Genomic DNA, 13997 nt, shown 5'->3' on the forward strand with positions numbered 1-13997 from the left:
CTCCTTAAGCGTTTGCAGGTAAAATGTGTTGGGCAACAAAACGTTGTGCGCGAGTCACGGTCTCCAATGGGGGCGCTTTCGCCGGATCCTGCTCGGCTTCCACCACCATCCAGCCCTGATAACCGCTGCGAGCGATAAACTCTGCCAGCGGCCGATAATCAATACCGCCGTCGCCTGGCACGGTAAACATCCCTGCGAGCACGGCTTCGTTGAAGGTCATACCGCTGGCCCGTACTTGTTGCAGGCGATCCAACCGCACATCTTTTAGATGGATGTGGCAAATGCGGTCGGCGAATTCCTCAATAAGTTGCGTATAGGAGAATCCGGCAGCGGTGGCGTGACCGGTATCCAGTAACAGGCCAACGGCGGGCGAACAGGCATTTAACAGCGCACGAATTTCCGGCAGCGTTTCGGCCACCATCATGAGATGGTGGTGATAGGCGAGGCGTAAACCGTACCGATCAAACAGGGCTTCGGCAAAGCGGGAAAGGCGATCGGCATAGTCGGCGACCTGACTCTCCAGCAACAAACGTCGGGTGCTCAGTGGCACATCCAGCGCGTTGTCAGCCATCCAGCCGCATTCGCCGTACACCATCACGTTGGCGCCATTTTCCTGCAGCAGGGTGGCATGGTTGTGCACCGCATCCAGCTCCTGCTCAACGCTGCGTTCGGTGAGAAATCCGTCATGCCAGCCTGACACCAGCTGCAGTTGATGTTGTGCCAACAGCTGCTTCAATGCCCCGGGTTCGCGCGGGAATATGCGACTTAGCTCGACGCCCTGAAATCCGGCCTGTTTCGCTTCTTTCAAACAGTGTTCGGCCGAGGTCCCTGCGCCGAGGTATTGCAGCACTTCATTGACCCAGGAGAGTGGGCTGACGCCGAGTTGAGGTGCGGGGTGACCTGTGCGATAAAACGCTTCTTTGATCATCGGTTATATCCTGTAGGGGAGATAGCGATGAAATTAGCGGATGCGATGTGCAGCGGCGAGCGGTTATTTGACGTAAAACCATCAAAATTTGCAGGCTAAACGTCAAAAAAATATTGATGTGATTTTGGATGGAAATTAATGGGTTAACAGGGAGATAGAAATTAAAGAGAATAGGGGCGGCCTTGAGAAGGCCACCCATCAGGACTTAGAACGACAGGGTGACGCCAGCGTAATAGGCGCGGCCCGGTTCGTTGTAAGTTGAAGCACCTTCATCTTCACGGTAAATGCGCTTATCAAACAGGTTGTTAATACCCGCATTAGCACGCAAATTTTTAGTGATGTCGTAATTGAGGTTCAAGCCGACAATGGAATATGGCTTGATTTCACGTTGTGAAAGACCTCCTGGTCTTCCCTCAATAACTGTTTCTGCATTTTGGCGCGGTTTTTGGCGACCATACTGCGTCCAGTTGATATTGGCGCTAAGGCTATCAGTTGCTTGCCACTCTAATTGTGAGTTGATAGTAAATTCAGGAATGACCGATAGAGGATTTCCGGTCTTCTTACTTTCTGAACGGAACATGTAAGTCGCATTAGACCGCCACTCAAGTGTGTCCGCAATCAATGGAATAGTCAGGTTCCCTTCCAGCCCCTCTACAATGGCTTTGCCTCCATTTTCCCACTGAAGCACGTTGTAAGTACCATTGGTGTAGACAACATCAGTACCGGATACAATTTTGTTTTTGTAATCGTTACGGAAGTAGGTGATACCCGCGACATAACCCGCGTGGTTAAACTCTAGTCCCACTTCTTTATTGACGCTCACTTCAGGATCGAGATTGTCATTCCCTAATAAATAACATTGGGATAGGCCAATTGGGCAGCCATTGCCACGTGTTGATAGCAGGTAGCCGGGAGTTGATTGATATAAGTTAGGCGCCTTGAATGCCCTCGCAATACCCGCTTTGAGCGTAAAATAGTCGCCCAATCCTTGCGAAATATTCAGGCTTGGACTCCAGTTAGCGCCAAAAGCATCATGATAATCAAAGCGTAAACCCGGAATAATTTCAGTGCTGTCAGTGGCGGCAATATTATCTTCAAAATAAAGAGAACTTATCGTGGCGGAGTTAGTACTGCTGCGCTGAGACGGATCGCCTGAACTACCTGGCAAGTAAAGGTTTGTACTTGCAGATTGCATTGACGCAGGGTCATTGAGCTCATCGCGGTTCCATTCCGCTCCCAACGTCACGGTTTGGTCCACCAATATTTCCAGTGGGAAGTTTATTTCTCCGCCAGCACGATAACTTTCCAGACGACTGGTCGAATAAACATCACTGTTGATCATCCCTTCAACACTTCCGGCAGTGCCTTCTTTCAAGCGAGTGTTATTGGTCTTCTCGTAGTTGAAATTAAGTTTGGATGTGCCCCAATCCCAGATACCGTTATGAGTGACGCCATAGCTCTGACGATATAAGCGGTTTGTTTCACTGCCGTACAGAGATTCAACTAAACCACCTGCACTGCTATTTCCATTGCTGTTCTGCGTGTCGCCCGCATAGATATTGCCCTGACGGCTATATCCGTAAGAGAAATCAACGATCTGAGTAGGGGTGATTTTCCATGACAGTACACCGTTAATATCTTTATTACGTACCCCTTCCCGTCCCGCAGCATAAGAGCCGTTTTGAGCGGTATTGATATCATAAGCATCCGCATCGGTGCGGTTGATATTGCCATACAGACGCATGGTTAACGCATCGCCAGCCAGTGGGCCACTCAAATTGAAGTTGGCGCGACGCGTGTCACCCTCTTTACTGTTTTCGGGCTGATTGGTGAACAGTGACAGTGATCCATGCCAGTCATTGGTCGGGCGTTTAGTGATGATGTTCACCACGCCGCCAGCCGCACCGGAACCGTAACGCGCGGCGGCTGGGCCGCGAATCACTTCAATACGTTCTACCATCTCCGCGGGCACCCAGTTGGTATCACCACGCGAGTCACGTTCGCCACGCCAGCTGTAACGCACGGAGTTACGCGAACTCACTGGCACGCCATCGATCAGGATTAAGGTGTTTTCCGGGCCCATGCCGCGAATATCAATCTGGCGGTTGTTGCCACGACTACCGCTGGCCCCGTTACCGGTCAGGTTGACGCCCGGCATTTTGCGGATGATATCGGAGAGGTCGTTAACCGGTGGGCTTTTCTCAATGTCCTCAGCGGTAATAGTGGAAACGCCAGGCTGTTGTTTCAGACCCTGTTCTGCAGTGACGATCATTGATTCATCGTCAGCCAGTTTTTCCGTGGGTTCTGCGGCATAAGCAGGTGAGGTGAGCAAGGCTGCCACAATCAGTGCAAGAGGGCGCTTCCTGACATACAAAGTTACATTCACTTAAATCTTCTCCCTGAAGTATTAACATATGTAAGCAAGTGCGCATGATAATGAGAATGTTTCTCATTGTATATGCGACAAACCGGCGTCTCCTTTTTTTCTCCATGATTGGTGCTAAATGCGGGGGAAACGTGAAGAAACGTAAAGCCAGAGTGACGTTTGTGCTTAAAAAACGTTGCGGAGGAAAAGCGTTCATCAAACTGTCATCAATTCCTTGCAAATCAGTAGACTAAAATCAGTGATAACGCACAGTAACTACATGGGAATCCGTTTAGCTTCGAGCCTGCACCAAAAAGGGTGCCTGGGACTCTCATAAATCAAGGAGAAAGTGTGCGCCAGATCATACAAACCTTTACATTCCTGCTACTGATTTCGTTCACTATTCCTGTTGCCAGAGCCGCCGATAAGATGGATTTCTGGCTGCAACCTCAACATGGCGGCAACAGTTTTAATCGCATTCCACCCAATACTGCTTATTTCAATGCTCTCCACACTTACGGTGCCTCTTGGGTGCGGCTCTCCTGGGATAAATGGCCCACCAAACAGCGTGATTTTCTGCTGGGCAGTGCGGATCGCTACCAGGGATTAGTGGCGGAAGATGTCGCCACTTTGAGAAATGTGCTGGATAACGCTGAGGCAGCAGGGTTGAAAGTGGTGATTACGCCGCTTTCCTTACCCAGCATGCGCTGGTCACAAAATAACGGCGGACAGTTCGACGACCGGCTGTGGCAAGACAACGCTTTCTGGCAGCAAAGTGCCCGTTATTGGCGTGACCTTGCGGCTGCATTGCAAGACCACCCTGCAGTAGCGGCATACAACATCATTAATGAACCCGCACCGGAGAAAATGGGCGGTCTGGACGAACATGCGTCTGCCGCAACCATGAAAAGCTGGTATCTGCAGCACAAGGGTACCGCGCGGGATTTACCGGAGTTTTACCGCACCGTGATTGCGGCGATTCGCGAAGTCGATCAGCAGACGCCGGTGATGGTCGACAGTGGCTGGTACGCTGCCGCCGATGCCTTCACGTATTGGCCACAGCCGCTCGAAGATAAACGGGTGTTATATAGCGTGCACATGTATGAGCCTTATTCCGCCACCAGTGCACCGAATGCCAAACGTAAAGCGCCCTGGCCTTACCCGGGTAAAGTCCCGTTTGCGGGATTGCAGCAACAGTGGGATGCACAACGCGTAGCAGAATATTTAGCGCTACCGTTTGAGTGGGCGAAATCGCACGGTGTGGCTCGCCATCAAATGGTGGTCGGTGAGTTCGGTTGTGTCCGCACCTTACCAGGGTGCACGCAATATCTGGAGGATGTGTTAAAGGTGCTGGATCAGCAGCAGTCGCACTGGGCGTTTTACAGCTTCCGGGAAGACAGCTGGGATGGGATGGATTACGAATTGGGCGACAAGAAAGTACCGTGGCAATACTGGCAGGCTGCGGAGCAAAATTTACCCGACCTCATACCGCGTCATGCGACAAAAGAGTTCGAGCCTATACGCAAACGTTTAGAACGATAAAGTCTTGTTAAGAAGAAAACGTTCATAAGCCATGGTAAAAGCAGGCTGTTGAATACCTGACTAAATCTGAATACCTCACTTCAAACCGCGCCATCGCTGGCGCGGTCATCCCCGTCACCACGGGCGCCGAGTTCTATTCCCGAAATCTGGCAATAGATATCCGTTTTTCGCATTTGTGATCGCTGCACATCTTACTGAGAATGGCTGCGGGACGTTCTGAGGATGACAATTTCTTTCCGCTGTGAGGTGAGAAAGAAGAAAAATACATCGCTACCTCAACGCCTTTTCCCGACAGGGAAACATTTATATATATCAGGAGAAGGTTCCAGTGAAACTCGCCAAAGGTATCACCTTGCTTGCACTTGCATTGAGTGCACACACCGCGTTTGCCGCCGATCAATCCGTCCCGACTGACAGCTCACTCCATGTTAAGGCCGACCCGGCACTGAAAAGCCTGCTGCCGGCGGATGTGGTTAAGCGCGGCTACATCGTGGCAGGAACCAACCCCAACACGCCGCCGACCACCTTCTATAAAGAAGACAACAAAACCCTGGCCGGACGTGAAATTGACGTGATGAACGCCGTGGGCGAACGCTTAGGGATCCAGGTCCAGTGGCGTGACACCGGCGGTTTCGACAACATCATTCCCGGCCTGAAAACCGGTCGTTACGATGTTGCGCTCTCGAACATTAATGCCACCGCGACCCGCGCCAAAATTATCGATTTCGTGAGCTATTACGATGCCAGCCTGTTGGGCATTATCTCGCGCAAAGATGCCAATGTGGCACCGTTCAAAACTCTGGACGCCGTGTGCGGCCTGGAAGTTGGCGCAGGTTCAGGCACTACGCAGGTGACGCGTCTGGAAGAAGCCAGCAAAGCCTGTGAAGCAGCGGGTAAAAAGCCGATCAAAGTATCCGTATTCCCGGATCGTCCAGCCGGTGTTCAGGCTGTCGTCAGCGGTCGCGTACCGATGTTCCTCGGCCCGTACGAAGGTCTGCTGTGGCAGGCGAAGGTGATTAAACCTATCACCCTGAGCGGCGAAATCACCGTGCATGACGCGCCCGTTTCTGTGGCTTTCCCGAAAGATTCTGCGCTTGAGCCTGCGGTGCAAGCGGCGCTTAACTCGCTGATCAAAGATGGTAGCTACCAGAAGATCCTTGACAACTGGGGCATTGGTTTTGGCGCGGTTAAAGAATCCAAACGTAACCAGGAAATCTTTCAATGAGTGATGTACGTGACCACACCGATGATTTGAAAATTGTCGGCAAACGTTACTACGGACGCTGGCTGAGTGCGCTGGTGGTGCTGTTGTGCGTCGTGGCAATGGCGCACTCGATGATTAACAATCCACGCTTCGAATGGAGCGTGATTGCGGAAAACTTCACCGGCGAATCGATCCTGCAGGGCGTATTAATGACGCTGCAACTGACGGCGATTTCGGTGGTGCTGGGCTTTGCTTTTGGTACGGTGCTGGCGCTGATGCGCCTCTCATCCAACCCCGTGCTGGTGGGTGTGAGTTGGTTCTACACCTGGTTTTTCCGGGGTGTGCCGATGCTGGTACAGCTGTTCCTGTGGTACAACATTGCCGCGCTCTATCCAACGATTTCACTCTCTATTCCCGGATTGGGCGAGCTGTGGAGTACCCAGTCTAATGCGTTGGTGAGTCCATTCAGTGCGGCAGTGATCGCGCTGGTGATGCATCAATCTGCCTATGCCGCAGAAATTGTGCGTGCCGGTATCCAGAGCGTGGGCAATGGTCAACTGGAAGCGGCGCGTGCGCTGGGCTATCGCCCGGCGCAGATTTTCCGTCATACCGTGTTGCCACAGGCGATGCGCGCGATTATGCCGCCCGCGGGAAATGAAATTATTGGTCAGTTAAAAACCACGGCGGTGGTGTCCGTGATTTCCTTGCAGGACGTATTGTTCTCTGCGCAGATCATTTATCAGCGTACTTATGAAGTGATTCCGCTGCTGCTGGTGGCGACGCTGTGGTATCTGTTGATGACTTCGGTGCTGTCGATTGGTCAGTTCTACGTTGAACGCTATTTTGGCCGTGGCGTCACGCGCCGTGAAAAACGCAGCCTGTTTAAATCATTGCCGGGCTTTAGCGCGCAGAAACCTGAAAGGAGCGTGAGCAATGGCTGAATCGATCGCCTTACGTAAAGTCACCAAAAGCTTTTCCGGCGTCACGATTTTGAACGAAGTGAATCTGGATATTCCCGCTGGTTCAGTCACGGTAATCCTCGGGCCTTCAGGTTCGGGGAAATCCACCTTGCTGCGCTGCATCAACCATCTGGAAAAGCTGGATGGTGGCACCATTCGCATCGGTGGCGAAATCATTGGCTACAAGCAGAAAGGCCAGGCGCTGCATGAGTTAAGCAGCAGTGAGATTGCGCGTCAGCGTGCGCAAATTGGCATGGTGTTCCAGCAGTTCAACCTGTTCCCGCATCGCACGGTGTTACAGAACATCGTTGATGCACCGATGCGCGTGAAAAAGCAGAACCGTCAACAGGCGACCAGCAAAGCGCTGTCGCTGCTTAAGCAGGTGGGGCTGGCAGGGCGCGAAGAGGAGTGGCCGCAGAATCTTTCCGGCGGACAGCAACAGCGTGTGGCCATTGCGCGCGCGCTGGCGATGGACCCGGGTGTGATGCTGTTCGATGAGCCGACATCGGCACTGGATCCAGAACTGGTGGGCGAAGTGTTGCAAGTGATTAAGCAACTGGCGCACTCCGGCATCACCATGGTGATTGTGACGCACGAGATTGGTTTCGCGCGCGAGGTTGCCGACAACATTGTCTTTATGGAAGACGGCAAAATCGTGGCAGCTGGACCCACTCAACAAGTCCTCGACGACCCGGAAAACGGGCGCGTAAGAAACTTTATTGCAACGGTGCTCTAAGCACCGTTTTTCATTTTTGACAGCCAGGAACAGTGATGACGCAAAAACCGGTAATGCACAGCGCCCACTGGGGCGCTTTTCATGCCCAGCAATCGGGCGACCAGCTCACTATCGAACCCTTTAAAGGCGATCCCGATCCCAGCCCGCTGCTGCAAAACTTTCGCACTGCGCTTAATCATCCGGCACGCGTCTCGCGCCCGATGGTGCGTCGTGGCTGGCTGGAAGAGGGCCCCGGCCCGGATCAGCGCCGTGGCAATGATGAATACGTTGCGGTTAGCTGGGAACAGGCTTACGAACTGGTCTCGCGTGAATTGAAGCGTGTGGGCGACACTCATGGCCCGGAAGGCATTTTTGGCGGTTCTTATGGCTGGTCGAGCGCCGGACGTTTTCACCATGCACAAAGCCAGGTGCACCGCTTCCTGAATACCACGCTGGGCGGCTACGTGCGTTCGGTGAACAGCTACAGTTCCGGCTCTGCTTCGGTGCTGCTGCCGCATATCGTCGGCGACATGAATGAGATAGCGCGACGCGGCGTAAGCTGGGAAGAGATTGCCCAGCACAGTGAAATCGTCATCGCATTCGGCGGTCTGGCGTTAAAAAACTCACAGGTGGCGAGCGGCGGATTAAGCGAGCACACCGAGCGCGGCTTTATGCAGCAGGCCGCCCAGCGCGGCACACGTTTTATCTCGGTTAGCCCGCTAAAAAGCGATCTCCCTGAGGAAGCCAAAGGAGAATGGCTGGCCTTGCGTCCAGGCACCGATGCTGCCTTTATACTCGGTGTTTTATCCGTATTGATTGAAGAACAGCTAACGGATGAAGCCTTCCTCAGTCGCTATACCGTGGGTTGGCCGGAAATGGTCGCTTATATCCGTGGTGAAGAAGATGGCACGCGACGCGATGCCGCCTGGGCGGCAGAGATCTGCGGCGTCAGCGCGGCCTTTATCGCTGATTTTGCCCGTCACTTACCCGGTAAGCGTGTGCTGGTCACCGTTGCGCATGCGCTGCAACGTTCGGAGCACGGCGAACAACCGGTGTGGCTTGGGCTGGTACTGGCCGCGGCGCTGGGCCAACCGGGTTTACCGGGCGGCGGTTACACCTATGCGCTGGGCGCGTTGGGTCATTACGGTAAGCATCACAACCTGGTAAGTTTCCCGGCTTTACCGCAGGGCAAGAATGGCATCGATCGCCTGATCCCGGTGGCGCGCATCTCAGACATGTTGCTCAATCCCGGCAAACCGTTCGACTACAATGGCCGCCGCTTAACCTATCCGCATATTCGTCTGGCTTACTGGGCGGGCGGTAATCCGTTCCACCACCATCAGGATTTAGCGCGACTCCGTCAGGCATTTTGCCAGCTGGATACGCTGATTGTGCATGAGATTGCGTGGACGGCCAGTGCACGGCATGCCGATATCGTATTGCCCGCGACCATGACGCTGGAGCGAGAAGATATCGGCGGTGCGCCAACCGATCGCCATCTGTTTGCTATGCAGCCGGTCGCGCAACCGCACGGCGAAGCCAAAGACGATTACGCCATTTTTGCTGAGCTGGCGCGCAGGCTGGGACGTGAAGAGGCGTTTACCGAAGGTCGCGATACGCGTGGCTGGCTGAAACACCATTACGCACAGTTGCAGCAAAAGCTGGCAACGCATCAGGTCGACATTCCCGATTTTGAACAATTCTGGCAGCAGGGCGTGCTGGAATTGCCGCAGCTTAAAGACGGTGGACGGATGATGAATGCCTTCCGCGCCGATCCAGATGCTGCACCACTGCCAACGCCGAGCGGGAAAATCGAAATCTACTCGGCGACTATCGCCAGTTTCGATTATGAAAACTGCCCCGGACATCCGGTGTGGCGAGAGCCGCAGCAAAAGCCCGATGCCGACCATCCGTTCTGGCTCATTGCCAATCAGCCCGCGACGCGTTTGCACAGTCAGCTGGATTTCGGTGATTACAGCCTGAGTGGCAAACGTGATGGACGTGAGGTATGCAGCCTGAATTCGGATGATGCGGCATCGCTGGGCATTCAAGACGGCGAGATTATTGAGCTATACAACCAGCGAGGTCACGTACTCGCCAGCGCGCGTGTAACCGACACGGTGATGCCGGGCGTGGTGCAGTTGCCAACGGGGGCCTGGTACGATCCGGTCGATCCCACCGCGTTGCGACCGTTATGCCGCCACGGCAACCCGAATGTGCTGACGCTGGATATTGGCACCTCGTCGTTGACTCAAGGCTGCAGTGGCCAAATCACCGTAGTGCAGGTGCGTAAATACACCGGGGAACTGACGCCGGTGCAGGCATTCATCCCGCCGCAAAGTTAGCGTTCTCAATGGGCGGCCGCATGGCCGCCCCAGAACATTAATCTTCTAACTGCAACCACATTACGCGCAGACGATGCCCATCAGGATCGATAGCCGTGAAGGTGTAGCCAAAATCCATCTCGGTCGGTGACTGTACAATGGTGATCTCCCGGAAAGCACCCCATTCGTTGTAAAGGAAATCGACGTCGGCTTTGTGCTGCACTTTAAAAGTAATTTCACCGTTGGCCGTAATATGTTGCGTCTCCACCGGCGGTTGAACGGTATATTTCGACCACAAGCCCAGTTTGAATCCATTCTCAAAAACAAACATCGCAAAAGTGGGCGTGACATTAATCGGCTTGATATCGAACAGCGATGCATAAAAGTCAGCGCTTTTGACGACGTTCGGTACATAAAGGATGGTCATATCAGCAGTAAACATGGTTTTTTCTCCTTGTGGGTTTACGGCTGCATAGTACGGGGCGGCTGTGACAGATTCTGTCAGTAGCGCCAGCCACGCTGGAAAGTGGGTCAGTTAAGAGTGGGCGAGGGTTTACACGGCAGTCGCTAATTCAATCTCTGAACCTGGCGTCGCCGGGAGTCAATCATTGACAAACCCTGTGTGCTAATGGTTGTATTGTGCAACTAATTTGGCAAGGTACCGTAAATGACTACTGAACTTCAAAACATAAAAAAAATCCGTGTGTCATCACGTTTAATGGTGCGAGAACTGGGTTTTATGAACCAAAATCTGGCTGCGACGGATTATCCTCCCTCAGCCGTTCACGCCATGCTTGAAGTTGAACTTCATGGCTCAATGACAGCGGCTCAACTGGTGCAGATTTTGGGGCTGGAGAAGTCCAGCGTCAGCCGCATGCTCGCTAAACTCGTTGAAGCCGGAGAACTTGAAGAAAGTCCATGTTCAGAAGACGCGAGGACCAAGCGACTGAGCCTCACCGGGAAGGGTAAAGATACCGTGCAGAGCATCAATGCTTACGCTGACCAACGAGTAGCAGCAGCGCTCAGAAAACTCGATCCCTATAATCAGGACGCTGTATCACAGGGCCTATCGTCATACGCCAGCGCGTTGAAAGCCTGTCGGGAAAACACCGCAGGGCAAGTGCAAAATAACGTCAAGATAGTCTCGGGTTATCATGCAGGTATGATTGGTCGTATTACAGAAATGCATGGCAGCTTTTACGCCAGAGAGCATCACTTCGGCCATTTCTTTGAAGCGAAGGTTGCTGCCGGTCTGGCTGATTTTGCGTTGCGACTGGAAAAACCCTGTAATCAGATTTGGCTGGCAATGTTGAATGAACGCATTGTCGGGTCAGTTGCCATTGACGGTGAAGATCTGGGAAATAATGAGGCGCATCTGCGCTGGTTCATCCTTGACGACGGGTGTCGTGGTAGCGGATTGGGCAGAAAACTGATTTCAGAAGCGACGAGATTTTGTGATGAACAGAAATTCGCTTCAGTACAGTTATGGACGTTTAATCAACTTACCGCGGCCAGACGATTGTACGAATCATTCGGATTTGAATTGTCAAAAGAATGGGAGGGCGATCAGTGGGGAAGCCCCCTTACTGAGCAACAGTTCACCCGAAAAATCGTTTAGGCATGCTGGATTATCGACTCAGTTTTGACAGGTTTTTTTCTGGGTGAGTTACCAGCGAATATCTCTTTGCCAAAATTACCGCTGTAGGACGTGCTCGCTTTAACAGCATCTGTCAGGAGCATTACGTGAACTTTTAGTCGCGCTCGCGCTCAATATCCTGATAATGCACGCAGGATTAATTATTTGAACGCGGTAAACGGAGAGATGAAATGGTCAATGACTACTTTGCACTACCCCCAATGGGTATGACGCCAGAACAACACAAGCGAACCATCGCTGTGGCGGCCGCTTTAGCGGTGGCGAAAGAATCCGTCAGCGCTTCAACCTCTGCCAGCGGTTCAAAAGCGTCGTGGGATCTTCAGGCGGTAGCGAATGAAATTTCTAATCTGGCTGATGCCATTCAGGACGCCCTGGAACCTGAAGACGAGATGTAAAGCCAGCGAACCCTCACATGACGGTGTTTTAAACCGTTTTGTGAGGGGCGAAATTTTTTTTATTTTTCTCTGCATCCAGTTGGCCCCCTCCTTACGTATATCCCGTTGTGAGCAAATTCTTCGCTCCCCTACAACGAGGATTTATGATGAAAAAGCTAATCACCACTGCCGTCATCTCCGGTGCGTTAATGTTCACTGCCACCACCTTCGCTGCCATGAATTCTGATTCTGTCATGGTCGGCGGTGCCGCTATGTATCCGCAGAAAAACATCATTGAAAATGCACTCAATTCTAAAGATCACACTACGTTAGTGGCCGCAGTGAAGGCAGCAGGTTTAGTGGAAACACTCGAAGGAAAAGGGCCTTTCACTGTGTTCGCGCCAACCAACGCCGCGTTTGCGAAATTGCCTGCTGGCACCGTGGATAATTTGGTGAAACCAGAAAACAAAGCCCAACTGACCAGCATCCTCACCTATCTCAAACAAGGTGGCGGTCACGCGGAGCTGAAAACTGTGAACGGTCAGCCTTTGTGGATTATGAGTAATGGCCCTCACAATATTCAGCTTAAAGATGGCCAAGGCAATGTGGCCAATATCAGCACTTATGATGTGAATCAGAAAAACGGTGTGATTGATGTTATCGATACCGTTCTGATGCCTAAGTAATTGTCTATACTCGGAAGGCATTTCAATGCCTTCCGGGAAAAACATGGATAACGTTTTGGCTGAACAGCAGGTGAAATTAATGCGGGCGATTGCGCAAGGCGATCGCCAGGCATTTGAACAATTGTATCGACTCGCTTCGCCTCATCTTTTCGCCCTGGCTTTGCGCACATTACGCCAGCGAGCCTGGGCGGAAGAGGTGCTGCACGATTGTTTCCTCACTATTTGGAATCGAGCCGACAGCTATGATGCCGCACTTAGCGCCCCCATGACCTGGATGACGCATATCGTGCGTAACCGTTGTATCGACTGGTTACGCAGCGGGCAGGCGCGAGAAGCGCTGGCGTCAGAGGAATACAGTGACAGTACTCAGGAAATGGATACCGCTAATACAGAGCAGCCGTTCGATGATTCGCAGGCGGCTCGTTTACAACATTGCTTGCAGCATCTTAGCAGTGAGCAGCGCCAAAGCGTCACGCTGGCTTATTATCAGGGGATGTCACACAACGATATTGCGGCCTGGATGCAGCAACCGGTAGGGTCAGTGAAAAGTTGGATTCGTCGTGCGATGGAGCATCTTCGGGAGTGCGTGGGCTTATGAAAAACAATAAACATGATGATGCGCTCGCCGCCGAATATGCCCTGGGAACATTACGCGGCAATGCACGGTTGCGTTTCGAGAGGCGGCTGCAACAAGAGCCGGAACTGGCGGCGAAAGTGGCAAGCTGGCAGACAATGCTGGCAGGAATGGACACCCATTTGCGACCTGAAGTCCCGCCTGAACGCGTGTGGAAAAAAATTGCCTTGAGTCTTCCGGCTAAAACCCCGGTGAGACGCGCCAATCCTTATGTTGGCTGGCTGGTAGCTGCGGGTCTTGCGGCATTCACCCTGGTATCGTATTACAACCATCGTCCTGATGAATTCGCACCGTTGGTGATTCTGGGGGATTCGCAGCATCAGGGGCAATGGGTCGTGAGCCGCAGCAGCGACCGCCGTTATCTGCAATTATCTCCGATTAAACCTGTCGCCATTAATGCGTCCAGGAGTTTGCAACTTTGGCTGATTCCTGCGGGGCAATCCCCGGTCTCGCTGGGTTTACTGGCAGACCATGCGGCAACGCAAATAGAAATGGATAATCGAGCCCTGGAAGCAGGGGCGACCCTTGCCATCAGCCTGGAACCGCAGGGCGGTTCGCCAACGGGGCAACCCACCGGACCGGTGCTTTACAGCGGTATGCTGTAAAGCC

General features: G+C 52.8%; 13 protein-coding genes. 10 read left to right on the plus strand and 3 right to left on the minus strand.

Translation table 11 applies throughout. From position 1 onward, the window contains the following. Positions 1-4: 4 nt before the first annotated feature. Complete coding sequence (iolE, locus tag WFP70_RS05630) at positions 5-928, minus strand: myo-inosose-2 dehydratase (RefSeq protein ID WP_337022893.1); 924 nt, start codon at positions 926-928, stop codon at positions 5-7. Positions 929-1133: 205 nt separating this feature from the next. Continuing rightward, positions 1134-3314, minus strand: coding sequence for a TonB-dependent siderophore receptor (locus WFP70_RS05635; RefSeq protein ID WP_337022894.1), 2181 nt, complete (start codon positions 3312-3314; stop codon positions 1134-1136). Between the two features lie 330 nt (positions 3315-3644). Here WFP70_RS05635 and WFP70_RS05640 point away from each other — a divergent pair, with 330 nt between their 5' ends. The 5 genes from WFP70_RS05640 (at position 3645) to WFP70_RS05660 (ending at position 10058) form a co-directional block, all read left to right on the plus strand. Next, positions 3645-4835 (plus strand): glycoside hydrolase family 5 protein, encoded by a 1191-nt coding sequence (locus tag WFP70_RS05640; RefSeq protein ID WP_337022895.1) that lies wholly within the window; start codon positions 3645-3647, stop codon positions 4833-4835. A gap of 328 nt (positions 4836-5163) precedes the next feature. Beyond that, positions 5164-6060: an ABC transporter substrate-binding protein gene (locus tag WFP70_RS05645; protein WP_058961755.1), complete on the plus strand. Its 897-nt coding sequence runs from the start codon at positions 5164-5166 to the stop codon at positions 6058-6060. Continuing rightward, positions 6057-6980, plus strand: a complete 924-nt coding sequence (locus tag WFP70_RS05650; RefSeq protein ID WP_034827514.1) for an amino acid ABC transporter permease — start codon at positions 6057-6059, stop codon at positions 6978-6980. Before WFP70_RS05645 ends, WFP70_RS05650 begins: the two co-directional genes overlap by 4 nt. Continuing rightward, complete coding sequence (locus tag WFP70_RS05655) at positions 6973-7734, plus strand: amino acid ABC transporter ATP-binding protein (protein WP_337022896.1); 762 nt, start codon at positions 6973-6975, stop codon at positions 7732-7734. Before WFP70_RS05650 ends, WFP70_RS05655 begins: the two co-directional genes overlap by 8 nt. 35 nt (positions 7735-7769) lie before the next feature. Next, on the plus strand, positions 7770-10058 hold the full coding sequence (locus WFP70_RS05660; protein ID WP_337022897.1) for a molybdopterin-dependent oxidoreductase: 2289 nt from the start codon (positions 7770-7772) through the stop codon (positions 10056-10058). A 37-nt stretch (positions 10059-10095) separates the two neighbouring features. On the opposite strand, the gene WFP70_RS05665 is transcribed toward WFP70_RS05660, so the two are convergent. Further along, on the minus strand, positions 10096-10479 hold the full coding sequence (locus tag WFP70_RS05665) for a VOC family protein (protein ID WP_337022898.1): 384 nt from the start codon (positions 10477-10479) through the stop codon (positions 10096-10098). A gap of 225 nt (positions 10480-10704) precedes the next feature. Here WFP70_RS05665 and WFP70_RS05670 point away from each other — a divergent pair, with 225 nt between their 5' ends. From WFP70_RS05670 to WFP70_RS05690, 5 genes are all read left to right on the plus strand, one after another. Continuing rightward, the gene (locus tag WFP70_RS05670) at positions 10705-11655 is read left to right on the plus strand and encodes a bifunctional helix-turn-helix transcriptional regulator/GNAT family N-acetyltransferase (RefSeq protein WP_337022899.1); all 951 of its coding nucleotides are present in this window, start codon (positions 10705-10707) and stop codon (positions 11653-11655) included. A 209-nt stretch (positions 11656-11864) separates the two neighbouring features. Then, positions 11865-12089 (plus strand): hypothetical protein, encoded by a 225-nt coding sequence (locus WFP70_RS05675; RefSeq protein ID WP_337022900.1) that lies wholly within the window; start codon positions 11865-11867, stop codon positions 12087-12089. Positions 12090-12235: 146 nt separating this feature from the next. Then, entirely contained in the window at positions 12236-12754 is a 519-nt protein-coding gene (locus WFP70_RS05680) for a fasciclin domain-containing protein (protein WP_337023040.1), read from the plus strand. 43 nt (positions 12755-12797) lie between these two features. Beyond that, positions 12798-13352, plus strand: a complete 555-nt coding sequence (locus WFP70_RS05685) for an RNA polymerase sigma factor (RefSeq protein WP_337022901.1) — start codon at positions 12798-12800, stop codon at positions 13350-13352. Then, complete coding sequence (locus WFP70_RS05690) at positions 13349-13993, plus strand: anti-sigma factor (RefSeq protein WP_337022902.1); 645 nt, start codon at positions 13349-13351, stop codon at positions 13991-13993. The genes WFP70_RS05685 and WFP70_RS05690 overlap by 4 nt, the downstream gene beginning before the upstream one ends. Positions 13994-13997: the final 4 nt, after the last annotated feature.

It is taken from the genome of Pantoea sp. USMM079 (genome assembly GCF_037153115.1).
Taxonomy (GTDB): Bacteria; Pseudomonadota; Gammaproteobacteria; order Enterobacterales; family Enterobacteriaceae; genus Pantoea; species Pantoea communis.